Annotated in this window: 23 protein-coding genes and 1 pseudogene; 14 read left to right on the plus strand and 10 right to left on the minus strand. The window is 69.7% G+C overall.

What is annotated here, in order from left to right; genetic code table 11:
• Window positions 1–68: 68 nt before the first annotated feature.
• Together XM48_RS18700 and XM48_RS14070 are read right to left on the minus strand one after the other, a co-directional pair.
• Window positions 69–800 (minus strand): annotated as a pseudogene (locus tag XM48_RS18700) (ABC transporter permease); the annotation flags it as partial.
• Entirely contained in the window at window positions 797–2,044 is a 1,248-nt protein-coding gene (locus XM48_RS14070; protein WP_369699857.1) for a glycine betaine/L-proline ABC transporter ATP-binding protein, read from the minus strand. The gene XM48_RS14070 and the pseudogene XM48_RS18700, both read right to left, overlap by 4 nt.
• Window positions 2,045–2,767: 723 nt before the next feature.
• Here XM48_RS14070 and XM48_RS14075 point away from each other — a divergent pair.
• The 4 genes from XM48_RS14075 to XM48_RS14090 all read left to right on the plus strand — a co-directional run bounded on the left by XM48_RS14075 (window position 2,768) and on the right by XM48_RS14090 (window position 6,365).
• Window positions 2,768–3,655: an ABC transporter substrate-binding protein gene (locus tag XM48_RS14075; RefSeq protein ID WP_231580893.1), complete on the plus strand. Its 888-nt coding sequence runs from the start codon at window positions 2,768–2,770 to the stop codon at window positions 3,653–3,655.
• Between the two features lie 2 nt (window positions 3,656–3,657).
• Window positions 3,658–4,638, plus strand: coding sequence for an amino acid ABC transporter permease (locus tag XM48_RS14080; RefSeq protein WP_046456456.1), 981 nt, complete (start codon window positions 3,658–3,660; stop codon window positions 4,636–4,638).
• A 23-nt stretch (window positions 4,639–4,661) separates the two neighbouring features.
• The gene (locus tag XM48_RS14085; protein ID WP_197074221.1) at window positions 4,662–5,414 is read left to right on the plus strand and encodes an amino acid ABC transporter ATP-binding protein; all 753 of its coding nucleotides are present in this window, start codon (window positions 4,662–4,664) and stop codon (window positions 5,412–5,414) included.
• A 183-nt stretch (window positions 5,415–5,597) separates the two neighbouring features.
• Window positions 5,598–6,365 (plus strand): SDR family NAD(P)-dependent oxidoreductase, encoded by a 768-nt coding sequence (locus XM48_RS14090; RefSeq protein ID WP_046456458.1) that lies wholly within the window; start codon window positions 5,598–5,600, stop codon window positions 6,363–6,365.
• An 18-nt stretch (window positions 6,366–6,383) separates the two neighbouring features.
• Here the strand turns inward: XM48_RS14090 and tagD are convergent, their stop codons facing one another.
• Entirely contained in the window at window positions 6,384–6,782 is a 399-nt protein-coding gene (gene tagD / locus XM48_RS14095) for a glycerol-3-phosphate cytidylyltransferase (protein WP_046456459.1), read from the minus strand.
• A 167-nt stretch (window positions 6,783–6,949) separates the two neighbouring features.
• Between tagD and XM48_RS18025 the strand changes: the two genes are divergently transcribed.
• Window positions 6,950–7,117, plus strand: a complete 168-nt coding sequence (locus XM48_RS18025) for a hypothetical protein (protein WP_156175078.1) — start codon at window positions 6,950–6,952, stop codon at window positions 7,115–7,117.
• On the opposite strand, the gene XM48_RS14100 is transcribed toward XM48_RS18025, so the two are convergent.
• Window positions 7,114–7,578 carry a GNAT family N-acetyltransferase gene (locus XM48_RS14100; RefSeq protein ID WP_046456460.1) on the minus strand — a complete coding sequence of 155 codons (465 nt, stop codon included), beginning with the start codon at window positions 7,576–7,578 and terminating at the stop codon, window positions 7,114–7,116. The genes XM48_RS18025 and XM48_RS14100 overlap by 4 nt on opposite strands.
• Entirely contained in the window at window positions 7,575–7,883 is a 309-nt protein-coding gene (locus XM48_RS14105) for a cupin (protein WP_046456461.1), read from the minus strand. The genes XM48_RS14100 and XM48_RS14105 overlap by 4 nt, the downstream gene beginning before the upstream one ends.
• A gap of 172 nt (window positions 7,884–8,055) precedes the next feature.
• Between XM48_RS14105 and XM48_RS14110 the strand changes: the two genes are divergently transcribed.
• Entirely contained in the window at window positions 8,056–9,126 is a 1,071-nt protein-coding gene (locus XM48_RS14110) for a magnesium and cobalt transport protein CorA (protein ID WP_046456462.1), read from the plus strand.
• On the opposite strand, the gene XM48_RS14115 is transcribed toward XM48_RS14110, so the two are convergent.
• On the minus strand, window positions 9,104–10,318 hold the full coding sequence (locus XM48_RS14115; RefSeq protein WP_046456463.1) for an MFS transporter: 1,215 nt from the start codon (window positions 10,316–10,318) through the stop codon (window positions 9,104–9,106). The genes XM48_RS14110 and XM48_RS14115 overlap by 23 nt on opposite strands.
• Complete coding sequence (locus XM48_RS14120) at window positions 10,315–10,998, minus strand: FadR/GntR family transcriptional regulator (RefSeq protein WP_046456464.1); 684 nt, start codon at window positions 10,996–10,998, stop codon at window positions 10,315–10,317. The genes XM48_RS14115 and XM48_RS14120 overlap by 4 nt, the downstream gene beginning before the upstream one ends.
• Before the next feature lie 109 nt (window positions 10,999–11,107).
• On the opposite strand from XM48_RS14120, the gene XM48_RS14125 reads away from it, so the two are divergent.
• From XM48_RS14125 to XM48_RS14160, 8 genes are read left to right on the plus strand one after another with little or no spacing between them, the layout of a single operon-like run.
• Complete coding sequence (locus tag XM48_RS14125; protein WP_231580894.1) at window positions 11,108–12,169, plus strand: amidohydrolase family protein; 1,062 nt, start codon at window positions 11,108–11,110, stop codon at window positions 12,167–12,169.
• 40 nt (window positions 12,170–12,209) lie between these two features.
• Entirely contained in the window at window positions 12,210–13,874 is a 1,665-nt protein-coding gene (locus XM48_RS14130; RefSeq protein ID WP_046456466.1) for an ABC transporter substrate-binding protein, read from the plus strand.
• 43 nt (window positions 13,875–13,917) lie between these two features.
• Window positions 13,918–15,570: an ABC transporter substrate-binding protein gene (locus tag XM48_RS14135; RefSeq protein ID WP_046456467.1), complete on the plus strand. Its 1,653-nt coding sequence runs from the start codon at window positions 13,918–13,920 to the stop codon at window positions 15,568–15,570.
• Between the two features lie 6 nt (window positions 15,571–15,576).
• The gene (locus XM48_RS14140) at window positions 15,577–16,527 is read left to right on the plus strand and encodes an ABC transporter permease (RefSeq protein ID WP_046456468.1); all 951 of its coding nucleotides are present in this window, start codon (window positions 15,577–15,579) and stop codon (window positions 16,525–16,527) included.
• On the plus strand, window positions 16,524–17,417 hold the full coding sequence (locus tag XM48_RS14145; RefSeq protein WP_084821195.1) for an ABC transporter permease: 894 nt from the start codon (window positions 16,524–16,526) through the stop codon (window positions 17,415–17,417). Before XM48_RS14140 ends, XM48_RS14145 begins: the two co-directional genes overlap by 4 nt.
• Window positions 17,414–18,271 carry an ABC transporter ATP-binding protein gene (locus XM48_RS14150; RefSeq protein ID WP_084821196.1) on the plus strand — a complete coding sequence of 286 codons (858 nt, stop codon included), beginning with the start codon at window positions 17,414–17,416 and terminating at the stop codon, window positions 18,269–18,271. The genes XM48_RS14145 and XM48_RS14150 overlap by 4 nt, the downstream gene beginning before the upstream one ends.
• Window positions 18,268–19,104, plus strand: a complete 837-nt coding sequence (locus XM48_RS14155; RefSeq protein ID WP_052961537.1) for an ATP-binding cassette domain-containing protein — start codon at window positions 18,268–18,270, stop codon at window positions 19,102–19,104. The genes XM48_RS14150 and XM48_RS14155 overlap by 4 nt, the downstream gene beginning before the upstream one ends.
• Window positions 19,101–20,639 carry a chlorohydrolase family protein gene (locus XM48_RS14160; RefSeq protein WP_046456469.1) on the plus strand — a complete coding sequence of 513 codons (1,539 nt, stop codon included), beginning with the start codon at window positions 19,101–19,103 and terminating at the stop codon, window positions 20,637–20,639. Before XM48_RS14155 ends, XM48_RS14160 begins: the two co-directional genes overlap by 4 nt.
• A 179-nt stretch (window positions 20,640–20,818) precedes the next feature.
• Here the strand turns inward: XM48_RS14160 and XM48_RS14165 are convergent, their stop codons facing one another.
• The 3 genes from XM48_RS14165 to fdrA are packed head-to-tail and all read right to left on the minus strand — an operon-like array spanning window position 20,819 to window position 25,224.
• On the minus strand, window positions 20,819–22,204 hold the full coding sequence (locus tag XM48_RS14165; protein WP_046456470.1) for an APC family permease: 1,386 nt from the start codon (window positions 22,202–22,204) through the stop codon (window positions 20,819–20,821).
• 37 nt (window positions 22,205–22,241) lie between these two features.
• Window positions 22,242–23,663, minus strand: a complete 1,422-nt coding sequence (locus tag XM48_RS14170; protein ID WP_046456471.1) for a DUF1116 domain-containing protein — start codon at window positions 23,661–23,663, stop codon at window positions 22,242–22,244.
• 25 nt (window positions 23,664–23,688) lie between these two features.
• Window positions 23,689–25,224, minus strand: coding sequence for an acyl-CoA synthetase FdrA (gene fdrA, locus XM48_RS14175; RefSeq protein ID WP_046456472.1), 1,536 nt, complete (start codon window positions 25,222–25,224; stop codon window positions 23,689–23,691).
• Between the last annotated feature and the right edge of the window lie 228 nt (window positions 25,225–25,452).

The following is a 25,452-nucleotide window of genomic DNA, read 5'->3' on the forward strand; positions in this document are numbered from 1 at the left end:
ACGCGGTCGAGGAAGACGGCGAGGATCACGACGCCGAGGCCGGCCTCGACGCCCTGGCTGAGGTTCAGCGTCGAGATCGAGGCGATGACCTCCTTGCCGAGGCCGTCGGCGCCGACGAAGCCGGCCACGACCGCCATGGACAGGGCGAGCATGATGACCTGGTTGATGCCGGCCATGATCGTCGGCATCGCGAGGGGCAGCTGGATCCCGCGCAGGATCCGGCCCGGGGTCGCGCCGAACGCGTGGCCCGCCTCGACGGTCTCGGAGTCGACGCCGCGGATGCCGAGCTCGGTGAAGCGCACGCCCGGGGCGAGCGCGAAGATCACCGTCGAGAAGACGCCCGGCACCACGCCGATGCTGAAGAAGGTGACCGCGGGGATCAGGTACACGAACGCGGGCATCGTCTGCATGAAGTCGAGCACCGGCTTGACGAACGCGCTGAAGGCGTCGTTGCGCGCCGCCAGGATCCCGAGCGGCACCGCGATGATCACGGCGAGCAGCGTCGCGATCAGCACGAGCGCGAGCGTCTGCATCGAGGTCTCCCACTGGCCCATCGCGACGATGAGCAGGAAGCCGAGGACCGTTCCGAGCGCGAGCTGCCACGAGCGCACGAACCAGCCGATCAGTGCGAACAGCAGGATCAGTGCGGGGAAGGGGACTGCGAGCAGCGCGTCGGTGAGGCCGGAGACCAGCCACTGCATGACGAAGCCGACGAAGTCGAGCAGCCAGGTGAAGGTGTCCTTGAACCAGTCGAGGGCACCGGCGACCCAGTCGCCGACGGGGATGCGGAAGTCGTTCATCGGGTCGCCTCCCCGTCATCGGCAGTGCCGGATCCGGGCGCATCGGCGCCGTTCGCAGCGAGGGTCTCGGTGATCGTCGCGGCGGGGACGCCCGGCGCGGGCTCGATGATCGGGATCTCGGTGGTGACCGCGGGCAGGTCGGTCAGGGCCGCGAGCAGAGTCACGCGCGGCACGACGCCGATCAGGCGGTCCTGCTCGTCGATCACGGCGACCGGCAGTGGGCTCTCGACCGCGAGCTCGAAGAGCTCCGCGATGTGCTGGTCGGGGGACACGATCGACGGCGTCGGGCGCAGGCGCTTCGTGACGTCCGTACCGCCCTCGCGCACCTCGCGCAGCATGTCCTTGTCGCGCACGACGCCGAGCAGCTTGCGGCCGCCCGTCGTGACGAAGCAGGCAGAGGTCTGCAGGTCGCGCATGGTGCGCAGCGCGGTGCGCGGGCCGGCGCTCGCCGTGACGACGGCGAGCGGGGGCTCCATCACGTCGCCCGCGGTGAGCACGCGGGCGCGGTCGACGTCCTGCACGAACTGCGCGACGTAGTCGTTCGCGGGATCGGTGAGGATGTCGTTCGGCGTCCCGACCTGCACGATACGGCCGTCGCGCATGACCGCGATCCGATCGCCGAGGAACATGGCCTCGTTGAGGTCGTGCGTGATGAACACGATGGTCTTGCCGAGCTCCTGCTGGAGCTCGATGAGCAGCTCCTGCATCTCGCGGCGGATCAGCGGATCGAGGGCCGAGAACGCCTCGTCCATGAGCAGGATGTCGGTGTCGGCCGCGAACGCGCGGGCGAGGCCGACGCGCTGCTGCATGCCGCCCGACAGTTCGCCCGGCAGCGACGACTCCCACTTGCTCAGGCCGACCCGGTCGAGCCAGCGCCGCGCGGTCGCGGTGCGCTCGGGCAGAGCGACGCCCTGCAGCTCGAGGCCGTAGGCCACGTTGTCGAGCACGGATCGGTGGGGGAGCAGCGCGAAGTGCTGGAACACCATCGACATGCGGTCGCGGCGCACGGCGCGCAGCTCGGCGGCGCCGAGGCCGACGACCTCGGTGCCGAACACCCGGATCGAACCGGCGGTGGATTCGTTGAGCCCGTTGAGCATGCGGATCAGGGTCGACTTGCCGGAGCCCGAGAGCCCCATCACTACGAAGATCTCGCCCCGGCGCACGTCGAAGCTCGCGTCGATCACTGCGGCGGTGCCGAAGGGGCGGACCTCGTCGCGGCTCGCGCCCGTGCGGAGGCGCTTCACCGCTTCGTTCGGCCGTCGGCCGAAGACCTTGAAGACGCTCTCGACCGCGATGGCGGTTCCGGGCTCGGAGGAGGCGCCCTCGCGGGCGTCTCGTTCGTGATCGGTGGGCGGTGCTGGCGATTGGATCGTCACAGACACTCCTCATGCGGGTACGCCGAAGGCACCCGCTGCGTGGTCCGGGTTCGGCGGTGGGGGACGCCCGGGCGCGATCCTCTCGACCGCTTCGACCGGCGTCCTGCATGCCGCGGCCATCGGGACCGGCGGCCACCGCGAACCGTACGCCCGTCGCGCATCGAGCAGGTGCTCCCGCGGCGGCCGCGGACCAGGGTTTTTCGCGTGGAACGCTGTCTTCGACGCTAACAACGCGCATACGGGGTCGCAAGGTGAACCGGACGGATATCCCGCGAACGGTCGCGGATAATCTTGCGCTGACCGGGAGTTAAATTCGTTACCCGTTCGTTACCCGGAGGTGCGGATATGCGGCCGGAAAACCCTTGGTCTCGATCGGATTCCAATCCGCACGTCGGTTTCTGACGCGCATTTCATGCGGGCTAGGCTTCGACTACGCCCGGGGCTCCGCGCAGATTCCGGTACTCCAGACACCGTCTGGTGCCGCCGAGACAATCTGGGGCCGGAACATCCGCCGTGATCGCTACACTCGGTCCCCAGGCTCACCCCTCCTCCCTGACACTGAAGTAAGGAAATGGATCGATGAAGATTCGAGTGGTACTTCCCGCAGTCGCCGCAGTGGCGGCGCTCGCGCTCACCGGCTGCGTCAACAACTCCGACTCCGAAGGCGCCGGCGGCGGCACCAAGACCCCCGCCACGAGCGACATCAAGGCGGACTCGGCCGCGGTCGCCCTGCTCCCCAAGGACATCAAGGACTCGGGCAAGCTCATCATCGGCACCGACGCGTCCTACCCGCCCAACGAGTACAAGGACGCCAACGGCAACCCCACCGGCTGGAACGTCACCCTCGCCGACGCCATCGCCGCGAAGCTCGGCCTGAAGCCTGAGTGGCAGGTGTCGAAGTTCGACTCGATCATCCCGAACATCAACGGCGGCAAGTTCAACATGGGCTCGTCCTCGTTCACCGACACCCTCGAGCGTCAGAAGTCGGTCGACTTCATCGACTACTACCAGGCCGGCACCCTCTGGGCCGCACCCAAGGGCAAGACCGTCAACCCCGAGGACGCCTGCGGCCTCAAGGTCTCGGTCCAGTCCGGCACCGTCCAGGACACCGACGAGATGCCCGCCCGCCAGAAGGCCTGCAAGGACGCCGGCAAGCCCGAGATCCAGGTGCTGAAGTTCGACGGCCAGGAAGAAGCGACCAACGCGGTCGTCGTGGGCAAGGCCGACGCGCTCTCCGCCGACTCGCCCGTCACCCTCGCCGCGATCAAGGCCACCGGTGACTCACTCCAGGCCTCCGGCGAGTCCTTCGACAACGCCCCCTACGGTTTCGTCACCGCCAAGGACAGCGAGCTCACCAAGGCCGTGCAGGCCGCCGTCGAGTCGCTCATGAAGGACGGCACCTACACCAAGATCCTCACTGACGCGGGCGTCGAGGCCGGCGCCGTGAAGGAAGCCGTCATCAACGGCGGAAAGTCCTGAGCGTGACCGACCGCGCCGAGGCCGACAAACGGCCGTTCTACGACTCGGAGCCCATCGAGGCCATCCGGCTCAAGCACCCCGGGCGGATCATCCTCGCCGCCGTGCTGGTGATCATCGTCGGACTGTTCCTGTTCGACGCGTTCACCACGCGCGGCGGCCCCAAGGGCTACAACTGGCCCGAGGTCGCGAAGTACGTCTTCGACGTCCGCGTGATCCAGGCCGTCGGGTACACGCTGCTGCTCACCGTGTACTCGATGATCATCGCGATCGTGCTGGGCGTGCTGCTCGCCGTCATGCGGCTCTCGCCCAACCCCGTGGTCAAGGCGGTCGCGTGGGTCTACCTCTGGCTGTTCCGCGGCACCCCGGTGTATGTGCAGCTCGTGTTCTGGGGTCTCGTCGGGACCATCTACCAGCAGATCACGATCGGCAGCTTCTCGCTCAACGTGCAGGACCTGCTGCCCGCCTTCGCCCTCGCCGTGATCGGCCTCGCGCTCAACGAGTCGGCCTACATGGCCGAGATCGTGCGCGCCGGCCTGCTCTCGGTCGACAAGGGCCAGGACGAGGCCGCGACCGCGCTCGGCCTCGGCTGGTGGCACACCATGACCCGCGTCGTCCTGCCGCAGGCCATGCGCGTGATCATCCCGCCGACCGGCAACGAAGTGATCTCCATGCTGAAGACCACCTCGCTCGTCGTCGCCGTGCCGTTCTCGCTCGAGCTGTACACCCGCACGCGCGACATCTCGGCCGTCACCTACAAGCCGATCCCCATGCTGATCGTCGCGTCGATCTGGTACCTCGCGGTCACCTCGATCCTCATGGTCGGCCAGTACTACCTCGAGCGGCACTTCGCCCGCGGCGTCGGGCAGCGCCCCGACGTCATGAAGCCGACCGTCGAAACCGCGGCCGTCGGCGTCATCACCGCCGAGGAAGCGAAGCTCGCGGCGATCAGGAACGAGACCGATGCGAAGGGAGGCGAACGATGACCGCTCAGACCAGCACCGTGCCCATGGTGAAGGCCGAAGGCGTCTCGAAGGCGTACGGCTCCAACCTCGTGCTCAAGTCCATCTCCCTCGAAGTGCAGAAGGGCGAAGTGCTCTGCCTCGTCGGCCCGTCCGGCTCCGGCAAATCCACCTTCCTGCGCTGCATCAACCACCTCGAGACGGTCAACTCCGGCCGCCTCTCCGTCGACGGCGAACTCGTCGGCTACCGGCAGGACAGCGACAAGCTGTACGAGATGCACCCCAAGGAAGCAGCGAAGCAGCGCCGCGACATCGGCATGGTGTTCCAGCGCTTCAACCTGTTCCCGCACATGACCGCCCTCGAGAACGTCATGATCGCGCCCACCCTGCTCAAGAAGGGCAACAAGGCGCAGCTCAAGGCGCGGGCCATGGAACTGCTCGCCCGCGTCGGCCTCGCCGAACGCTACGACTACTACCCGGCGCACCTGTCGGGCGGTCAGCAGCAGCGCGTCGCCATCGCACGAGCCCTCGCCATGGAGCCCAAGCTCATGCTGTTCGACGAGCCCACCTCGGCGCTCGACCCCGAACTCGTCGGCGAAGTGCTCGACGTGATGAAGGGCCTCGCCGAGAGCGGCATGACCATGGTCGTCGTGACGCACGAGATGGGCTTCGCCCGCGAAGTCGCCGACACGCTCGTGTTCATGGACGGCGGCGTGGTCGTCGAATCCGGCGACCCCGTCGAAGTGCTCACCAACCCGCAGCGGGAGCGCACCAAGGCGTTCCTCTCGAAGGTGCTGTAGAACTCGTTCGCGCCCGTCGGTGCCGGAATTGCGTGGGCCTGCAGAGCAGGGGACCCCGGCGTGTCTTCGCTTCGCTCGACACGCCAACCCTGATGCAGGCCCACGCAATTCCGGCACCGACGGGCGCTTCCGTGTGTTCAGCGCCTTGCTCGATCCACCGCTGAGGGTCGATAGGGTGAGGCCATGAGCGAGCTCCCGACCCTCGACAGCCTGTTCGGACTCGGCGGGCGCACCGCCCTCGTCACCGGCGGCAGCTCCGGCATCGGGAAGGCCATCGCCCGGGCGCTCGCCGGCGCCGGCGCCCACGTGCGGATCGCGGCCCGCACCGAGGCCGCGATCGCCGAGACCGTCGCCGGGATCCGCGATGGCGGCGGCAGCGCCGATGGGATCCCCGCCGACCTCGGCAGCCGCGCCGGCGCACACGCGCTCGCGGACGCCGCGGGCGACATCGACATCCTCGTGAACAGCGCCGGGATCAACCTGCGTCCGCCGTTCGGCGACCTCACCGAAGCCGAATGGGACGCCACCATGGCGGTCAACCTCGACGCGGCGTTCGTGCTCGGGCAGCGCCTCATCCCCGGCATGGCCGAGCGCGGCTACGGCCGGGTGATCCACATCAGCTCGCAGCAGGCCCAGCGCCCCTTCGCGAACAGCGGCGCCTACGGCGTCTCGAAAGCGGCGATCGAAGCGCTCGCCCGCTCCCAGGCCGAAGCCTGGTCGTCGCGCGGCGTGACCGCGAACGCACTCGTGCCCGGCTTCGTGCAGACCCCGCTGAACCGGCGCCTCAGCGCCGACCCCGACACGGTCGCGGCGCTCGCCGCGCGCACGCTCGTCGGCCGCAACGGCGAACCCGAGGACTTCGGCGGGGCGGCCGTGCTGCTCGCCTCAGCCGCGTCGGCCTACATCACGGGCCAGTCGATCGCCGTCGACGGCGGATTCTCGACGCACTGAGCGCCGGGCGCCGGAACGCTACGCGCCCTCGCCGAGGTCGTTCTTGATCTTGGTGGTCGAGACGCCCTCGGTGCGGTCGAGGTAGACGACCTCGCAGTAGTCGCGCAGGATCTCGAAGCGGGGGTCGCCCTCCCAGTCGCCGCCCATCACCACGGTGTCGATCTCGTACTTCTGCACGTCGCGGATCTTCTGATCCCACGCCTGCTCGGGGATCACGAGATCGACGTAGCGCACGGCCTCGAGCATGTTCTTGCGCGTCTCGAAGTCGTGGTAGGTCTTCTTGCCCTTGCCCGCGTTGAACTCCTCGGTGGACGCGGCCACGACGAGGTAGTCGCCGAGCGATCGCGCGCGACGCAGCAGACGGATGTGTCCCCAGTGCAGCAGGTCGAACGTGCCGTAGGTCAGGATCCGCTTCACGGGATCTCCTTCCGTCTGGGTGGGCGGGTTCCCCCGAATGCTAGTACAGATGAGGTGCCCCGACGGGGTCGGGACGGCGCACGCCCTGTTGCCGCGCAGCCGCGCGGCGTACGCTGGGAGGCAGTCGGAAGGAGTCCCGCCGAGGCGGGATCCGGAGGGAGGACACCATGAGCGGCGTCGAACGCACGGACCTGGGACGCGACCTCGAGTCGGATCCCGCGCACAACGTGGATCCGGGACGCGACTGGGCGGACGAGGGCGGAGCGACCTCGGAGGGGCCCGCCACGCACGAGGAGTCGGGCCACCCGCACCACGAGGAAGCCGAGGAGGCCTAGGCGCGAGCCGGCTTCAGATCGTAGGTGACCCAGGGCGTCTGCGTCGCCTCGCGGTCGTAGACGCGGCGCGCGGTCTCGTTGTCCGCGGCCGTGATCCAGCGCACCAGCACGGCGTCCTCGTCGCGGGCGATCTCGGCGAGGCGGTGCAGCAGCGCCGTGCCCGCACCCGTTCCGCGCGCATCGGGCGAGGTGAACAGGTCGTCGAGGTAGAGCGCGTACGCGCCGTCGATGGGGCGTGCGAAGCGGCGGAAGTGCGCGAGCGCGACCGGGCGGCCCTCGGACTCGGCGAGGAGCGCGCGGGTCTCGTGCGCATCGTCCATCAGCCAGGACCAGACGGTGTCGAACACCGCCGGGTCGTGCGGCTTCGCGTAGAAGTCGCGGTAGCCGCGGTAGAGCTCCTCCCACGCCTCGCGGTCCTGCGGGGTGAGGAAGCGGACGGTGGCTGCGCTGCGCTCGGTCACGAGAGTCGCTCCGTTTCGACGAAGAGGACGGGGGAGGTGCTGCTGAGGTTGGTGAGCCGGTGCTCGGCGCCGGCCTCGCGGGCGTAGCTTCCGCCCGGCACCTGCTCGGCCTCGGTCGAGCTGCCGTCGGCGAAGTCGATGCGCACCCGGCCCGGGAGCAGGGGGACGACGACGTAGTCGAAGTCGTGCCGGTGCATGGGGATGTGCCCGCCCGGGTCGATGGTCCACTTCGTGACGCGGAACCGTTCGTTCTCGAACTGGACCTCGCTGTGGCTGCCCGACGGCTGTCCGCTGATGTCGCTCATGTCGCCTCCTCGCTCCGGTCAGCCTAGCCGCGGCCGCGCGCGGCGCGCATCCCGTCGGATCCCGCGCACCCGCCCGGATCCCGCGCGTCACGCGCGTGCGGTACGCTCGCCCACGCGGCGGCAGGGTCGCTGCGAGGACCGCACGCGAGCGTGCACGCGCGAAGGAGGAGACATGGCGATCGTCGATGTCGGCGTCTACCGGGAGGGCCGGCGGCTCGACGGGGTCGAGTCCATCCCCGAGGCGCACGCCCACGCGAGTCTGCTGCCCGGCGCGTTCGCCTGGGTGGGGTTGCTGCGCCCGACGCCCGAGGAGCTGGCGCTCGTCGCCGAGACGTTCGGGCTGCACGCCCTCGCGGTCGAGGACGTCGCCACGGGCAAGCAGCGGCCGAAGGCGGAGTTCTACGGCGACGTGCTCTTCCTCGTGCTGCGCCCGGCCCGCTACCTCGACGCGGTCGAGGAGGTCGAGTTCGGCGAGCTGCACATGTTCGTGGGCGAGAACTTCGTGCTCACGATCCGCCTGGCCGAGAACCCGTCGCTCGGCGAGGTGCGCCGGCGCATGGAGGACGAGCCCGAGCTGCTCTCGCTCGGTCCCGGGGCGGCGGCCTACGCGATCCTCGACCGGGTGGTCGACGACTACGAGCCGGTCGTGCAGGGCCTGCAGAAGGACATCGACGAGATCGAGGACGAGCTGTTCAACGGCTCGGGCACGAGCGTCGCGCTCGCGCGACGCATCTACGAGCTCTCGGGCGAGGTGATCGCGTTCCAGCGGGCGACGGCACCGCTGCTCGGCCTCGTGCGCGACCTGCGGGCGCGCGAGGAGCGCCGCTCGGCGGGGATCCCGCTGTCGCCCGCTCCCGCGAGCGTCGCCGCGTGGGACGTGGAGCTGCGCCGCCACCTGCGCGACGTCGAGGACCACCTGATCCGGATCGTGGAGTTCGCCGACGGGTTCCGCTACATGCTGCGCGACGCGCTGAGCGTGCACCTCGGCCTCGTCGGCCGGGAGCAGAACGAGCAGATGGCGCTCATGACCGAGGCCTCGGTGCGGCAGAGCGACCAGGCGAAGAAGATCTCGAGCTGGGCCGCCATCATCTTCGCGCCGTCGCTCGTCACGGGCATCTACGGCATGAACTTCGACCTGATGCCCGAGCTGCACTGGGCCTTCGGCTATCCGGCGGCGATCGGCCTCATGCTGGCCTTCGCGGGCTCGCTCTACGTGATCTTCAAGAAGAAGGACTGGCTGTAGCGAGCGGCCCGGTCGCGGTCGCGGGATCCGACGCGCGCGCCGCGACGACGCCGAACGCGGCCTCGGCGACGGCCGCGACGAGCAGGATGCTGAGGATCGCCGCCCACGTGAATCCCGACTGGGAGAGCAGGCCGAGCAGGAGCGGCCCGGTCGCGGCGACCGCGTAGCCGATGCCCTGGCTCAGCGCCGAGAAGGTGGCGGTGGCGGCCGCGCTCGGCGCGGTGAAGACGATGAGCGCGATCCCGAAGCCGAACGCGGCGCTCTGCGCGATCCCGAGCACGGCGACCATGAGCGGCGCGAGGGCGAGCGGGGCGAACGCGAGCCCGGCGAGGCCCGCGGCCGACAGGATCGAGATCGTAGCGACGATCGGGACGCGCAGGCGGCGTCGCGACGCGAGGGTCGGGGCGATGAGCGACGCGGGCAGACCCGCGACGCTCATCCAGGCGAGCAGCAGGCCGGCGTTCGCGGGCGGCATGCCGCGATCGGCGGCGATGGTGGGCAGCCACGCGGTGAGCGAGAAGTAGATGAGGGCCTGCGCGCCGAAGAAGCCGGTGACGGACCAGATACCGCGGGCGCGCAGCACCGAGCGGAAGCGCTGCCGCTGGCGCGGTTCGGCGCTGCGTCCCGCGCGCAGACGCGATCCGAACGCGAGGGCGAGCCCGGTGGCGATGAGGAGCGGCACGCCCCAGGCGGCGAGCGCCGGCCCGACCCGGTCGTCGAGCAGGTGCAGCACGGGCACCGAGAGCGCGGCGCCGGCGGCGGCGCTCAGCCCGAACGAGGTCGTGTAGATGCCGGTCCAGAAGCCGCCGCGGTGCGGCAGTGAGCGGCGGATGATCTGCGGGGCGAGGATGCCGAGCAGTGCGATCGCGGCGCCGACCACCACGGTGCCGAGGAAGAGGCCCGGTGCGGCGACGGGGCGCAGCAGCGTCGCGAGGGCCAGCGCGGCGAGCAGCACCGTGAGCGCGCGTTCGAGGCCGAGCCGCGAGACGAGCCAGGGGGCGAGCGGCGAGGCGAGGCCGAACAGGAGCACCGGGATCGCGCTCAGCACGGCGAGACCCGATGCGGGCAGGTGGTAGGCGCGGCCGATCTCGGCGAGCAGCGGCGAGACCGACGTGATGGGGAAGCGGACGCTGAGCCCGACTGCGAGGACGAGGGTGCCGGCGGCGAAGGCGTTCCGGGGGGAGCCCGTCACGGGCGTTCGTCGAGCAGGCGCTCCTGCTGATCGAGCACGCCGAGGGCCGCGGTCTGGGCGGCCTCGGGATCCTGACCGGCGATCGCCCGGTACAGCGCCTCGTGCATGTCGGCGCGGTCGGGGTCGTCGCCGTGCGAGAGGCACGAGGCGTCGGCCACGGACTCGCGCAGGGATGCGTCGAAGCTCGCGTAGATGCTGGAGAGCAGCTGGTTGCCCGAGGCCTCGGCGATGGCGAGGTGGTAGGCGACGTCGTGCTCGGTGAATCCGGCGGTGTCGGCGCGCTCGATCGCGGTGCGGCGTGCCGAGAGGTGCGCGGCGAGCGCATCGAGCTGCTCGGGCGTGCGCGATGCGGCGGCCTCGCGCGCGGCGAGCGCGTCGAGCGCACGGCGCACGCGGATCACCTCGCGGCTGTCGGCGGTGTGGAGCGCGCGGCGCAGGGCGACCTGGGCCTCGTCGTCGGCGATGACGTAGGTGCCGTCGCCCTGCCGGGCCTCGAGCAGGCCGAGCTGCACGAGCGAGCGGACGCCTTCGCGGACGGAGGGTCTGCTGACGCCGAGCACCGCGGTGAGTTCGGCTTCGGAGGGGATGCGGGTGCCGATCGGCCAGGTGCCGTCGGTGATGGAGGCGCGGAGTTGGTCGACGACGGTGTCGACGAGGGAGCGGCGCTGAATCTGTTGCACGTCTACATCCTTGCGTATCTGCCAAGAGGTATGGTTATCATATGTCAGATGACTTGACGGGTCCACCCTCCCGTCCAGCGATCGGAACGAGAATCTCGAAGGAGCGATCTTGAATCCCGCGACCCCCGGCAGCCCGCTGCGCACCCCCGGCCTCGTCGATGCGCATATCCACCCCGACAAGAGCGCGTGGGGCGGACCGTGGATGTCGCGCCGCCCGGCGACGACGCTCGTCGACCTCATCGACAACGACCGCGCGACCCAGTTCGCCTACACGCGGAGCGTCGAGGAACGCGCCTTCGCTCTGCTCTCGAACGCGCTGACGAACGGCACCCTCGCGATGCGCGCGCACGTCGACGTGTCGAGCGAGCTCGGCACCGCGAACGTCGAGGGCGTGCGCGCCGCGGCCGAGCGGCTGCCCGGACTCGACGTGCAGATCGTCGCGTTCCCGCAGTTCGGCCTGCTCACGAACCCGGGCACCCTCGAGGTCATGGCGGCCGCGCTCGACAGCGGGGCCGACCTCGTCGGCGGCATCGATCCCGGCGGGCTCGAGGGCGACCTGCACGGCCACCTCGACGCGGTCTTCGGGCTCGCGGATCGCGCGGGCCGAGACATCGACATCCACCTGCACGACGGCGGCGAGGACGGGCTCGCCCAGATCCGAGAGATCGCCCGGCGCACCGTCGCGGGCGGACGCCAGGGTCGCGTGACCATCGGGCACGCCTTCGCGCTCTGCGACGGATCGCTGCCGAGCCTCGACGAGACGCTCGACATCGTCGCCGACGCGGGCATCTGGATCGCCACGTGCGCGCTCGGCCCCGATCCCGTGCCCGACATCGACCGCTTCGAGCAGCACGGCGTGCGCCTCGTCGCGGGCTCGGACGGCGTGCGCGACTCGTGGAGCCCCTTCGGCACCGGCAGCATGGTCGACCGCGCGCACCTGCTCGCGTACCGCACGGGCGCGATCACCGACGCCGAACTGGAGCGGGCCTTCCGCATCGCCTCGACCGCGGGCGGCGAGATGCTCGGCATCGACGACATCGCGAACTGGGCCGGCCCGGAATCGGGTTCGGGCCTCGAATTCGACGCCGAGAACATCGCCCAGCTCGTCACCGACCGCCCGGCGCCGACGCGGGTGCTCCGCGACGGTCGCGACGTCCGACCGGCCGGCTGATCCCCGCCGACCCCAGCTCAGGAACAAAGGAGTTTCTCGCATGCACACCACCCGCACCCAGCGCGTCCGCCGATCCTCGGCGCGCGCCCTGACGGTCGCCGGTATCGCCGTCGCCGCCCTCGCCCTGTCCGCCTGCGCGGGCGGCGGCGGGGCGGCCGGCGCGAAGACCGGCCTCGGCGTCGATCTGAACAAGCTCGCCACCGAGACCGCGGCGGCCAAGGGCCCGATCGACGCGATCACCTGGAACCTGCCGTACGAGCCGCTGTCGCTCGACCCGATGAAGACCTTCAACTACGCCGAGAACACGGTCGACGCGAACCTCTGCGACAGCCTCCAGCGGCTGAACCCCGACCTCACGACCGGCCCGGGGCTCGCCGAGAAGGTCGACACCCCGAACGACACCACCGTCGTCTACACGCTGCGCGACGGCGTGAAGTTCTGGGACGGCAGCCCGCTCACCCCGGCCGACGTGGTCTTCTCGATCGATCGCCAGAGCGGCGCCCACAACGCCGATTCCTACTACTCCGAATACTTCACGAGCGTGAAGTCGGTCGAGCAGACGGGCGCGAACCAGGTCACGGTGCACCTCTCGAAGCCCGATGCGCTCTTCGCGCAGGGCATGGCGACCGCCGCGGGCGCGATCGTCTCGAAGGCGTACGCGACGAAGGCCGGCGAGAAGTTCGGCACGCCCCAGGGCGGGATCATGTGCACCGGCGCGTTCAAGCTCGACCGCTGGAACGCCGGCAAGGGCATCGACATCGTCAAGAACGACGCGTACTGGGACACGAAGCTGACGCCGAAGGTCGGCAAGGTCAGCTTCAGCTTCATCGCCGACGAGACGACGGCCATCAACGCGCTCCGCTCGGGCGACGTCGACGGCCAGTTCTTCTACCTGCCGCCGACCGGCATGCAGCAGCTGACCGCCAGCAAGACGGTGCAGACCACCTACGGCAAGTCGTTCGTCTTCTTCACGCTCGCCGGGGCGTCCGATTCGGGTCCCTTCGCCGATCCGAAGGTGCGCCAGGCGCTGCTCGACTCGATCGACCGTCAGGCGATCTCCGACGTCGTGTTCCAGAAGGCCGCGATCCCCGCGCCGACCCTGGCCGGTCCCGACTACTGGGGCGACCAGAAGTCCCTGTTCGAGCCCGCGTTCACGAAGTTCGGGACGAAGCCGGACCCCGGGGCGGCGAAGCAGCTGCTCACGGGCGTCGACACGAGCAAAGAGATCACCATCGCGATCCAGGGCTCGTCGGCGGTGCATGAGCAGACCGCGAACCTGATCCAGGCGGCGGGTCAGGCCATCGGCCTGAAGATCAAGACCAAGGTGATCCCGGTCGAGCAGTACGGCAACCTCTACTACGACCCGAAAGCGCGCGCGGGCCTCGACGCGTTCTTCACCACCTGGTACGGCAACGTCACCGACCCCCTCGACGTCTACCAGGTCTTCACCACGGGCGGTGCCAACAACTTCGGCAACTACACCGGGGTGAACGACCTCGTCCAGCAGGCCCGATCCACCCTCGATCCCGCCGAGCGCGCGAAGACCACCGTCGAGATCCAGGCGAAGGTCACGAAGGACCTGCCCTGGACGCCGCTCACCTATCTGCCGACGATCCTCGTGCAGAACGACAAGATCACGGGCGCGGTGCCCTCGATCGCCTACCTGTCGTACCCCTGGGCCGCCACCATCGGCAGCGCCAAGTAACCGAACCTCCTCCGCACCGAATCCACTTTCCTCAAGGAGAACCATGTCCAAGCGTTCCTACGCGCTGCTCGGCGCCGCTGCTGTCGCCGCGCTCACCCTGTCGGCCTGCGCCGGCGGCGGCACCCAGAGCGGCGGCGACGGCGGCAAGAAATCGACCGCGTTCAGCGTCGACCGCTCCAAGCTCGTCAGCACCACCGAACCCGGATCGAAGCCGGTCGACACCCTCAAGTGGAACCTGCCGTACGAGCCCATGTCTCTCGACCCGATGCTGACGTTCAACTACGCCGAGAACACGGTCGACGCCAACCTCTGCGAGGGGCTCACCCGGCTCACCCCGGATCTCGGCTACGAGAACGCGCTCGCCGAGAAGGTCGAGAACCCGAACGACACCACCGTCGTCTACACGCTGCGCGCCGATGCGAAGTTTTGGGACGGCACCCCCGTCACCGCCGACGACGTCGTGTACTCGCTCGGGCGCCAGGTCGGTCCGACGTCGAAGACCTACTGGGGCGACTACTTCACGAGCGTGCAGTCGGTCGACAAGACGGGTGCGAACCAGGTGACCGTGCACCTCAAGGAGCCCGACGCCCTGTTCGAGAAGGCCATGGCGAGCGCCGCCGGCGCCATCGTGTCGAAGGCCGCGGCCGAGAAGGCCGGCGAGAAGTTCGGCACGCCGCAGGGCGGGCTCATGTGCTCCGGCCCGTTCAAGCTCGCGAGCTGGGATCCGGGCAAGGCGATCCACCTCGAGAAGAACGACGCCTACTGGGACAAGAACCTGATCCCCAAGGTCTCGAAGCTCGACTTCGGCTTCATCACCGACGAGTCGACCGCGATCAACGCGCTGCGCTCGGGCGACGTCGACGGCCAGTACTTCTACCTGCCGCCGGCCGGCCTCAGCCAGATCACCGACAGCGCCGCGAAGATCACCTTCGGCAAGTCGTACATCTTCTGGAACCTGCGCGGCCTCGCCAAGACCGGGCCGTTCGCGAAGCCCGAGGTGCGCCAGGCGCTGCTGGCCGCGATCGACCGCCAGGCGATCGCCGACGTCGTGTTCCAGGGCGCCGCGGTGCCCGCGAAGACCCTCGCCGGCCCCGCCTACTTCGGCACGGGCCCGCAGGAGAAGCTGTTCCAGGACGCGTACGCGAAGTTCGACACCAAGCCCGACATCGCGAAGGCCAAGGAGCTGCTCGCGAAGGCCGGCGACGTCTCGGGCGAGATCACGCTCGGCGTGCAGGGCTCGTCGGCCGTGCACGAGCAGACCGCGAACCTGATCCAGGCGGCCGGTCAGGCCATCGGCCTGAAGATCAAGACCAAGGTGATCCCGGTCGAGCAGTTCGGCAACCTGTACTTCGACGAGAAGTCGCGCGTCGGCATCGACGGCTTCTTCACGACCTACTACGGCAACATGACCGACCCGCTCGACGTCTACACCTCGTTCACGCCCGGCGGCAGCCACAACTTCTCCGACTACAACGCGGCCGGCGACGACATCATCGCGGCCCGCAAGACGGCCGACCCGGCGAAGCGCGCCGAGCACACGATCGCCGCGCAGGAGAAGATCACCCGCGACGTCCCCTGGATGCCGCTGAACGACCTGCCCGTGATCCTCGTGCAGAACGGCAAGGTCTCCGGCGCCACCGCGTCCTCGGCCTACCTCTCGTACCCCTGGGCCGCGACCATCGGCGGGGTGAAGTAGACCCCGATGTCCGTCCCCGCATTCCTCCTGCGACGGGCGGGGGGCCTCCTCCTCGTCCTGTTCGTCACCTCCTTCATCGTCTTCGGACTGATGTACCTCGCCCCCGGGAGCCCGCTGAGCTTCGTGCTTGGGCCCCGGGGCGGGACCCCGGAGCAGATCGCCGCGGTCACCGCGCAGTACCACCTGAACGATCCGTTCATCGTGCGCTACTTCGCCTGGCTCGGCGACCTGTTCCAGGGCAACCTCGGCGACTCGATCGTGTACCGGCAGCCGGTCGGCGATCTGATCGCAGGCCGCGTCGGCACCACCGTCGCGCTCATCGCCTTCGCCACGGTCATCATCGCGATCGTCGGCATCGGCCTCGGGCTCATCGCCTCGCTCAAGGGCGGCTGGCTCGACACCGTCATCACGACCCTGTCGACGCTCGGTCTCGCGACCCCGACCTTCGTGATCGGCGTCGCGCTGATCAGCCTCTTCGCGGTGGGAACCGGCTGGTTCCCGACGAACGGCAGCGGCGGCGGCGGCTTCGACTCGATCTGGCACCTCACGCTCCCGGCGATCGCGCTCGCGGTCGCGAGCGCCGCCTATCTCGCCCGCATCACGCGAGCGTCGGTGCTCGAGGAGGAGGGCCGCGAGCACGTGCAGACCGCCGTCGCGCGCGGCCTGCGCTCGCCGCTCATCATCCGCCGCCACGTGCTGCGCAACGCGCTGATCCCCATCACCACGGTCATGGGGCTCACCGTCGCGACGCTCATCGCCGGCGCAGTCGTCGTCGAGAGCGTGTTCGCGCTCGACGGCCTCGGCTCGTTGCTGGTCCGCGCGATCCTGCAGCGCGACTTCGCCGTCGTGCAGGCCGTCGTCCTCGTGCTCGTGGTCGCCTTCGTCGTGATCAACGCGATCGTGGACTTCCTGTACACCCTCATCGATCCGCGCATCCAGCTCGGGAGCAAGCAATGAACGCCAACGCAGCGCCTCGTACCACCCAGATCGCGCTCGCGAAGGCGCGGAACCAGGATCCCGGCGCGTTCACGCTCCTCCTGCGCAAGCTCGGCCCGCTCGGGATCGCGGCGAGCATCGTGCTCATCGTGTTCGTCCTCGCGGCCGCGCTCGCACCGTGGATCGCGCCCTACGATCCCGACTTCCCCGACCTGCTGTCGGCCCTCAGCGGCCCCAGCGCCCAGCACCTGCTCGGCGCCGACGCCCTCGGCCGCGACCTGCTGTCGCGGCTCATGTGGGGCGCGCGGATCACCCTGCTCGGCCCCGCGCTCGTGATCCTGATCGCGACCGTGGTCGGCGTGGTGCTCGCCCTGCTCGCCGCGTGGAACCGCGGGATCGTCGACACCGTGATCTCCTGGGTCCTCGACGTGCTGTTCGCCGTTCCCGGCATCGTGTTCGGCCTGATCGCGGTCGCGATCTTCGGTCCGAACCTGATGACTGTCGTGGTCGGCCTCTCCATCGGTTACATCCCCTACGTCGCCCGCGTGGTGCGCGGCGCGGCGCTGCGCGAGCGGAACATGCCGTACGTGCAGGCCGCCTGGCTGCAGGGCCAGTCGGGCTTCGGGATCAGCCTCCGCCAGATCCTGCCGAACGTGCAGCCCATCGTGACCGCCCAGGCGGTGTCGTCCCTCGGCTTCGCCGTCGTCGACCTCGCCGCGGTCTCGTTCCTGGGCCTCGGCGTGCAGCCGCCGACCGCCGACCTCGGCCTGATGGTGAAGAGCGGCTTCGACTCGATGCTGCGCGGCCAGGCCGGCGAAGCGATCACCGCGGGCCTCGCGATCGTGCTCATCGTGTGGAGCATCACCGTGATCGGCGACCGCCTCACCTCGAACGCAAGGAGCATCCGATGAGCCAGCCACTGCTCGAGGTCGAGGACCTCCGCGCGAGCCTCGTCACGAAGTACCGCAGGCTCGACCTGCTGAACGGCGTCAGCTTCACGCTCGACCGCGGCGAGGCGATCGGCCTGGTCGGCGAGTCGGGATCGGGCAAGTCGCTCACCACCCGCGCGATCATGCGGATGCTCGCCAAGGGCTTCCGCACCGAGGGCGACATCCGCTTCGGCGGCGAGTCGGTGCTCGGCATGAACCGGGAGCGGCTGCGCCGGTTCCGCGGCACCGACGTCGGGATCATCTTCCAGGATCCCCGCGCCCACGTGAACCCCGTGCACACCGTCGGCGACTTCCTCACCGAGGCGCTCGTGCGCGAGCGCGGCGTGAGCCGGGAGGACGCCGAGCGCCGGGCCGTGCAGCTGCTCGACGAGGTCGGCGTGCGGCACGCGGAGCGCCGCCTGAAGCAGTACCCGCACGAGCTCTCGGGCGGCCTGCTGCAGCGCGTCATGATCGCGAGCGTGCTGCTCGCCGAGCCGCAGCTGATCCTCGCCGACGAGCCCACCACGGCGCTCGACGTCACGGCGCAGTCCGACGTGATGGCGATCATCGAGGAGCAGCGCCGCGCGCGCGGCCTCTCCCTGCTGTTCATCACGCACGACCTCGAGCTCGCGAACGCCTGCTGCGACCGCCTCGCGGTCATGTACGCGGGCGAGATCGTCGAGCAGGGCGCGCACGTCTACGACGCGCCCACCCACCCCTACACGAAGGAGCTCATGGGTGCCCGCCCGAGCATCGACGAGCGGCTCGACCGGCTCCCGGTGCTCGAGTACAACCTGGAGATCCACGAGGAGCTGAAGGCGAGGGCGCAGGCATGAGCGTCGAAGCTGCATCCGCCGAGACGCTGATCCGCGTCTCCGATCTGCGCAAGGTGTTCCCGGCGCCCCGGGGCACGAAGGGCGAGGACGTCGTCGCGGTCGACGGGGTCTCGTTCGAGCTCCGCGCCGACGAGTGCCTCGCCATCGTCGGCGAGTCCGGCTCCGGCAAGACCACGGTCGCCCGCATGATCGTCGGCCTCGAGACCGTCACCTCGGGGACCGTCTCGGTGCTCGGACAGGACCGCACGGCCGCGCCGCGCAGCCTGAGGGATCGCCGCGCCCGCGCCCGCGAGGTGCAGTACGTGTTCCAGGACCCGTACTCCTCGCTCAACGGGAGGCAGCGGATCGGCGACGTCATCATGTCGAACCTGAAGCTGCACTCCGGATCGTCCGCGGGTCTGAGGGCGCGCGCGCAGCAGATCCTCGACTCGGTGGGGCTCCCGCAGCGCTTCTTCGACCGCTACCCGCGGGAGCTCTCGGGCGGGCAGCGGCAGCGCGTCGCCATCGCCCGCGCGCTCGCCGCCGACCCGAAGGTGATCGTGCTCGACGAGGCGGTCGCCGCCCTCGACGTGTCGATCCAGGCGCAGATCCTCAACCTGCTCTCCGACATCAAGGCCGAGCGGAAGGTGAGCTACCTGTTCATCTCACACGACCTCGCCGTGGTGAACCAGATCTCGGATCGCATGATCGTGATGGAGAACGGCCGGATCGTCGACGGCGGCGACACCGCCGAACTGCTCGCGAACCCCACCCATCCGTACACGCGCGCGCTCCGCGCCGCGGTCCCCGGGCCCGGGTGGAAGCCCGTGCGCCGAGAGCAGCTCGCGTCGTGACCGCGGCCCGCACCACCGCGGTCCGCGCGGCGTTCGTCATCGCCTTCGACGAGCGCCGCGCGGGCGGCCCCGGGTTCGTCGGGCTGCGCGACGCCGTGGTGCACGTGCGCGGCGACCGGATCACGGCCGTCGCGCACGGCGCCGACGGTGCCGCGCTCGAGGCGTTGGCCGACGAGACGATCGATCTCGGCGAGAGTCTGCTCATGCCGGGCCTCATCGATCTCGAGGGACTCGTCGACATCGATCACCTGCTGCTCGACTCGTGGTGGAGCCCCGGGCACGAGGCGCGCCTCGAGTGGTCGGAGGCCTACGCGCGGGCGCCCCGCGAAGTGCTCGACCCCGAGGAGCGCAGCACGCTCCGCCGCTACGGGCTCGCGCAGCTCCTGCTGCACGGGATCACCGCGGCGATGCCGATCTCGACCGAGATCCACGGTGCCTGGGCCGAGACCCACGACGACCTGCTCGACACCGCCCGCACGGCGAGCGAGCTCGGGATCCGCACCTTCCTCGGCCCGTCGTACCGCTCGGGCGTGCACGTCACGCGCGCCGACGGCTCCGCCGGGATCCACTGGGACGAGGCGAAGGGCGAGGCCGCCTTCGCGGGTGCCGTGCGGTTCCTCGACACGGTCGACGCGCTCGACGATCCGCTCGTCACGGGCGTGCTCGTGCCCTGCCGCATCGAGACGGTGAGCGACGCGATCCTCGCCGAGACGGGTCGCGTCTCGGCCGAGCGCGGCGCGCTCGTGCGGGCGCACGCCACCCAGGGGCTCGACTCCGAGATCGGCGTGCTCGAGCGCGAGCGCGGCACCTCGCCGCTCGACCTGCTCGATCGCAGCGGGCTCCTGAACGAGCGGCTGATCCTCGCGCACGGCGTCTACCTCGATGTGCACCCCGACGTGCACGGCGAGGATCGCGGCGACCTCGCACGGTTGGCCGAGGCCGGCGTCTCGATCGCGCACTGCCCGCTCACCAACGCGCGCTACGCGTTCTGGCTCGAACGGCTGTCGCAGTACCTCGACGCCGGGGTGAACATCGGGCTCGGCACCGACTCGTTCCCGCCCGACCTCGTGCGCGCGATCGACGCGGGCGTGCAGCTCGCGAAGTCGCAGCACGACGACCTCGGGCGCGGCATGCTGGCCGAGTACGTGGAGGCGGCGACGCTCGGCGGCGCCCGCGCGCTGCATCGCCCCGATCTGGGCCGCATCGAGCCCGGGGCGGCGGCCGACCTCGTGGCGTTCTCGCTCGCGGATCCGCGCATGGGCGCGATCGACGATCCCGTGCGCACGCTCGTGCTCGCGGGCACCGGGCGCGACGCGTGCTTCAGCATGGTCGCGGGACGCGTGGTGATGCGCGACGGCGCGATCCCCGGCATCGACCTCGACGCGCTGCGCACCGAGGGGCAGCGCATCTTCGAGAAGCTGCGCGCCGCCTACCCCGAGCGCGACGCGCTCGCGGGGCCCGGAGGATCGAGCGAGGCGGAGCTCTTCCCGCCGGTGTTCCCGCGGGCGCCCGCTCAGGTCGACGCCGGGGCCTGATCGCGAGACCCGTCGGTCTGGGGCGCCCACGTATTTCGGCGAGTGGCGGCACACCGCTCGAATGCGCGCGTATTCGAGCGGTGTGCCGCCACTCGCCGGGGAGCTCACCATGCGGGGGAGCGGAACTCCCCGGGGACGAGGACGCCGACGGGAGCGCGGGTGCCCGCGCTCCCGTCGGCTCAGTCCTGGTACTGGAGGACCGGCATCTGCTCGGTCTCGGCGCCGTCGAGCTGGAGCGCCAGCGGGCCGCCGGCCTTCTTGCGCCGGGCGACGTAGACGACGACACCGATCGCGAGCCAGGCGCCGCCGAGCACGTAGGTGAACCAGGCGAGCGAGGTCCACAGCCAGGCGATGGAGACGAAGCCGATCGCCGGCATGATGAGGTGCCGCACGAACCCCCAGCCGCTGCGCAGCTTGAGGTCGAAGAACAGCACCTTGATCGTCGCGAGATTGACCATCGCGAATGCGATGAGCGCGCCGAAGTTGATCATGTAGACGGCTTGGTCGAGGGTGATGAACAGCGCGACGAGCGCCACGACCGACACGATGCCCGAGGCGATGACCGGCGTCCGGAACCTCGGGTGCAGGCGCGCGAGCGCCGGGGGCAGGATCCCGTCGCGGCCCATCGCGAAGATCACGCGGCTGACGCTCATCTGCGCGGCGGTGCCGCAGAGCACGATGCCGGTGACGTTCACGATGACGAAGACGACCATGAGCGCGTCGCCGCCGGCCCGCTGCATGAGCTCCGTGCCCGCGGCGTCGAGGTTCGTGAGTGTGGTCCAGTCGGGCACGATGAGGCTGCCCGCGACGGTGAACGCGATGTAGCCGAGGCCCGCGAACAGGGTCGAGAGGATGATGCCGCGCGGGATGTTGCGGCGCGGGTTCTTCGTCTCCTCGGCGAGGGTGGAGACGCCGTCGAAACCGAGGAAGGCGAACGCGACGATCGCGCCTGCCGCGAAGATCGGGCCGAGACCGCCCTCGCCGATCGACAGCGGCGTCGTCACTGCCGCCAGGCTGAGGTGCGGCGCGTTGATGACGGCGAGCGCGAGGAACGCGATGATGACGAGGATCGAGAGCACGACGATCACCGAGTTCATGCGCTTGATCCAGCCGACGCCGATGACGCTGAACACCGCGACGATGACGAGGCAGATGAGCGTGCCCACCCAGGGCGAGATCCCGGTGAAGAGGCTGTTGAAGTAGAGCCCGAACAGCAGGAAGTTCACCATCGGCAGGAACAGGTAGTCGAGCAGCATGACCCAGCCGGTGAGGAAGCCGGTGACCTGGCCGAATCCGCGGGTCGTGTAGGCGTAGGCGCCTCCGGTGATGGGGACGTGCACCGCCATGCGGCCGTAGCTGTGGGCGGTGAAGAGCATGATGACGACCGCGAGCACGTAGGCGGCGGGGAGGTGCCCGTCGCTGATCTTCGTGCCCGGGCCGTAGACGGAGACGACGGACAGCACGCCCATCGAGGTCAGGCCGTAGGCGATGAGCGCGGGGAGGCCGAGCTGCCGCTTCAGCGTGCGGGGAGCGGGAGCGTCGACGTCGGTGTGGACTGCGGACATTACGGGTCTTTCTCTGGGTGATGCGTGTGCGGAGGGGTCAGGCGATCCGGTTCGCGAGCGCCACGAGCGCCTGCTGGAAGGCCTCGACCGGCGGGTGGGTGATACCCGCGCCGATCATGCCGACGCCCGGATCCTTGTGCGCGATCGCGGTGTTGATGATCGGCAGGATGCCGGTCTCCATGACCTTGCGCACGTCGATGCCCGAGGGGACGCCCATGAAGTCGAGCGCCGGGATCGTGATGTTCGGGTTGTTGCCCGTGGTGATCGTGTTCATGGTGCGCGAGTAGCCCATGGCCTCGTCCACGGTGCCGCCGACGAGCGCGACGATCGCCGGGGCCGCAGCCATGGCGAAGCCGCCGATGCCGAAGGTCTCGGTGATCGCCGAGTCGCCCATGTCGAGGCCGGAGTCCGCCGGGGTGTAGCCCGCGAACATCGGTCCCACGACCTGCTGCGCCGGTCCGGTGAACCACTGGCCGCCCGTGCCCGAGACGCGGATGCCGAAGTCGACGCCGTTGCGGGCCATCGTGGTGACCACGGTCGAGTTCTCGATGCCGTTCGCGGCGTCCATCGACGCCTTCGCGGCGACCATCCAGGTCGGGCCGGAGAAGTAGTCGGACGAGGCGACGAAGTCGAAGACCTCGCGCTTCTCCTTCGTGGTGAAGTCCGACTCGAGGATGTACGGGGCCAGCGCCTGGATCAGCAGGGTGGTTCCGGCCACGTTGCGGTTGTGCGCCTCGTCGCCCATGTGCAGCGCCTGCGACAGCATGAGGCGCAGGTCGATCCCGTCGGTGTTCAGCTCCATGGCGCCCGCGAGCACCGGGCCGAACACGTCGCGCATCCAGTTCAGGCGATCGATGACCGACTGGTCGTTCGCGCCGAAGCGGAGGATCTTCGAGAGCTGCTCGGAGAGGTTGGTGTAGGCGGTATTGCCGTGGGTGCGGTTCACGACCCGGTGCACCCACATGCTCGCGCTCGTCACGCCGGCCATCGAGCCGACCGACTGGTGCTCGTGGCACGGGGAGAAGTCGATCTCGCCCGATGCCGCGAGCTCGAACGCCTCGTCGACGTCCTTCGCGAGGCCTTCGAACACGAGCGCGCCGGTGACGGCGCCCTGCATCGGGCCGGACATGCGGGTGAACTCGATCGGGGGACCGGCGTGAAGGATCGTCTTCCTGGTCATGCCCGGGACGGTGTCGATCGCCTGGCCGAAGCCCTCGAGGAACGGTTGTGACGACAGGATCCGCTCGAGCGCGACCTGGTTGGCCGCGTCGATCTTCTCGGCGATCTCGGGACGTTCGAGGCGGCCGAGCGCCGAGATGACCTCGGGGTCGCCGCCGCCCGGCGGGGTCCAGTCCATGAGGACGGTGTCGACGCCCTGCGTCGCCAGGTCCTCGGCGAACATGTCGAGGCCGAGGTTCACCGGCTTGAGGGTGCTTGCGAACAGATCGTTGATGCTCATCCGAGTGCTCCTTGCTTGCCGTGAATTAGGCGACGAACTCGCGGGCCAGCAGGCCCAGGTTGGTGGAGGAGGAGGCGATCGTGACGCCGGCGGCTTCGAGCTTCGCCACCTGGTCCGCGATCGCGGGGGTGTCGAGGTCGGTGCCGAGCACGTAGCCGAGGATCTCGAGGTGCTGGCCGCGAGCGGCCGCGATCGACTTCGCCTCGGTGATGGCGTCGATGGTCACGCCGACCGGATCCTCGTGCGAGCCGAAGCCGAGCACGAAGTCCATGGCGATCACGCCGACCTCGGGATCCTTGGCCTCTTCAACGATGCGCGCGATGCGCAGCGAGGGATCGATCATGGGGTGCGGGCGGCCGTTGGTGAAGTCGTCGTCGCCCATGTCGAGGAAGGTGTGCTCCTTCGACTCGTCGGTCGCGCCGAGGACCTTCTCGGGATCCTTCTGAATGTTCGAGTACACGTTGTCGAACTTCTCGATCGCGGCGAACATCGACTCGTCGCAGAGGGTGCCGCCGCAGAACAGGCCGCGGATGTAGCGCTGCTCCGGCGCGAGCTTTGCGCGCACCTCTTCGATCAGCGGGAGGTTGAGCGGGTGCGTGTCGAGCGTCGACTCGTCGATGCCCGAGGCGACGACCGCTGCGATGGCGAGCGATTTCGTGCCCTGCACCATGGTGACGTTGTCGTAGCCGGACTCGGTGCGATCCGAACCGAGGAAGGTGACGAAGACGGGCTTCGATGCCTTGCCGGCGACGGCGAGCACCTTCTCGGCGACGGCCTCGGCCGGCGGCTTCGAGACGACGACGATGACCCGGGTCTCGGGGTCTGCGTCGAGGGCGCGGATGCCGTCGATCATCGAGATGCCGCCGATGTCGGTCGAGAGGTCGCGGCCGCCGGTGCCGATCAGCTGCGAGACGCCGCCGCCGAAGTCGTGGATCCGGACCGAGACCTCCTGGCTGCCGGTGCCCGATGCGCCGACGACGCCGACCGAGCCGCGGCGCACGGCGTTCGCGAAGGCGAGGCCGGTGCCGTTGATGATGGCGGTGCCGCAGTCGGGGCCCATGACGATGAGGCCCTTCTCGTGCGCGAAGCGCTTGAGATCGAGCTCGTCCTCGACGGGGACGTTGTCCGAGAAGATCATGACGTGCTTGCCGGCGGTCAGCGCCTTGCGCGCCTCGCGGGCGGCGAAGGCGCCGTTCACCGAGATGATCACGAAGTTGGTGTCCGGGACCTCCTCGAAGGCGCGGTCGAGCGTGCGGTATCGGATCGCCGTGGTCTCGCCCGCACCCTGGTTCTTGCGCGAGAGGATGTCGTCGACCGCGGCGATCGCGGCCTCCATGAGCTCGTCGGCCGCATCGACGACGATCATGAGATCGCTCGGCTTCGCCTCGGTGATCGCCGGATCCTCGACGCCGAGGTTCGCGAGCACCTCCTTGTTCATGGGGGTCGCCATGCCGAGAAGCGCCTGCGTCACGCCGTCGACGGCGTTCGCCTTGGTGCTCATCGACATGAGCGAGACCGAGTCGAGGTAGGTGTTCTTCCGGATAGTGATGTGCCTGCTCATCGGATTCCTTTCCTGTGTCGTCCGATCGGGTGGCCGCACGCGGCTCGGCGCGTCCGCGGGACGAGCTCGGCCTCGGACACCCGGTGCACTCTTATGGTATGCCAAATTCTGTGGGAAACGCTGGTGATTTCAGGAGCCTGGCAAAACTGTCGTGTTTTGGTATACGAAGTGCTGCTATGCTGACCGGCATTCGATCGGACGCAGATCCCGGAAGGCTTCCCTCCCGGC

Origin of the sequence: Leucobacter sp. Ag1, from assembly GCF_000980875.1 — a bacterium.
In the GTDB taxonomy this organism is placed as follows: domain Bacteria; phylum Actinomycetota; class Actinomycetes; order Actinomycetales; family Microbacteriaceae; genus Leucobacter; species Leucobacter iarius.

Bases quoted from the DNA above. Each gene is read 5' to 3' on its own strand.
- XM48_RS14085 (WP_197074221.1), top strand. From the start codon at position 4,662: ATGGTGAAGGCCGAAGGCGTCTCGAAGGCGTACGGCTCCAACCTCGTG.
- XM48_RS14090 (WP_046456458.1), top strand. From the start codon at position 5,598: ATGAGCGAGCTCCCGACCCTCGACAGCCTGTTCGGACTCGGCGGGCGC.
- XM48_RS18025 (WP_156175078.1), top strand. From the start codon at position 6,950: ATGAGCGGCGTCGAACGCACGGACCTGGGACGCGACCTCGAGTCGGAT.
- XM48_RS14105 (WP_046456461.1), bottom strand. From the start codon at position 7,883: ATGAGCGACATCAGCGGACAGCCGTCGGGCAGCCACAGCGAGGTCCAG.
- XM48_RS14110 (WP_046456462.1), top strand. From the start codon at position 8,056: ATGGCGATCGTCGATGTCGGCGTCTACCGGGAGGGCCGGCGGCTCGAC.
- XM48_RS14130 (WP_046456466.1), top strand. From the start codon at position 12,210: ATGCACACCACCCGCACCCAGCGCGTCCGCCGATCCTCGGCGCGCGCC.
- XM48_RS14135 (WP_046456467.1), top strand. From the start codon at position 13,918: ATGTCCAAGCGTTCCTACGCGCTGCTCGGCGCCGCTGCTGTCGCCGCG.
- XM48_RS14140 (WP_046456468.1), top strand. From the start codon at position 15,577: ATGTCCGTCCCCGCATTCCTCCTGCGACGGGCGGGGGGCCTCCTCCTC.
- XM48_RS14145 (WP_084821195.1), top strand. From the start codon at position 16,524: ATGAACGCCAACGCAGCGCCTCGTACCACCCAGATCGCGCTCGCGAAG.
- XM48_RS14150 (WP_084821196.1), top strand. From the start codon at position 17,414: ATGAGCCAGCCACTGCTCGAGGTCGAGGACCTCCGCGCGAGCCTCGTC.
- XM48_RS14155 (WP_052961537.1), top strand. From the start codon at position 18,268: ATGAGCGTCGAAGCTGCATCCGCCGAGACGCTGATCCGCGTCTCCGAT.
- XM48_RS14165 (WP_046456470.1), bottom strand. From the start codon at position 22,204: ATGTCCGCAGTCCACACCGACGTCGACGCTCCCGCTCCCCGCACGCTG.
- XM48_RS14170 (WP_046456471.1), bottom strand. From the start codon at position 23,663: ATGAGCATCAACGATCTGTTCGCAAGCACCCTCAAGCCGGTGAACCTC.
- fdrA (WP_046456472.1), bottom strand. From the start codon at position 25,224: ATGAGCAGGCACATCACTATCCGGAAGAACACCTACCTCGACTCGGTC.